The sequence below is a fragment of the Burkholderia sp. BCC0398 genome (assembly GCF_902833245.1).
Classification (GTDB): domain Bacteria; phylum Pseudomonadota; class Gammaproteobacteria; order Burkholderiales; family Burkholderiaceae; genus Burkholderia; species Burkholderia sola.
On the sequence record NZ_CADFEM010000049.1, the window covers coordinates 1 to 540 of the forward strand.

Below are 540 nucleotides of genomic sequence, written 5' to 3' on the forward strand. Positions count from 1 at the left end.
GATCTCGGCCTGAAAGACTTCGCCACACTTTCGACCGGCGAGAAACTGCCCAATGACCAGTTCGGTCGACGAGCGGCGGAAAAGCTGGCGAAAGCGCAACGGGCGCGAAAGCACAAGCGACATATCGCGAAGCTGCACGCCAAGATCGCGAATGCCCGAGCCGATTTCCAGCACAAGCTCGCGCTCGAGCTGGTGTGGCGTTTCGATTACATCGCGGTCGGCAACGTGTCGGCAACCAAACTCGCCAGGACCAGGATGGCGAAGAGCGTCTACGACGCATCCTGGTCGTCTTTCCGAAACAAGCTCCGCTACAAAGCGATCGCGCACGGGGCCACGTTCGAGGAAGTGGACGAAAGCGGTTCGACCCAGTCCTGTTCGGCGTGCGGGTCGAAAGACAGCACGACGCGGCCGAAAGGTATCGCGGGACTGCGAATAAGAGAGTGGGCCTGTAGTGACTGTGGTGTCGAACATGATCGAGATACCAACGCTGCGTTGAACATTCTCCGATGCGGACGTGCATCGCCAGGTGTGGGAATCCTC

General features: G+C 59.4%; 1 protein-coding gene. It reads left to right on the top strand.

What is annotated here, in order from left to right; genetic code table 11:
* Positions 1–540, top strand: a 540-nt coding sequence (locus HWX76_RS36445; RefSeq protein ID WP_176017112.1) for an RNA-guided endonuclease TnpB family protein, incomplete at both ends; no start/stop codon positions are given.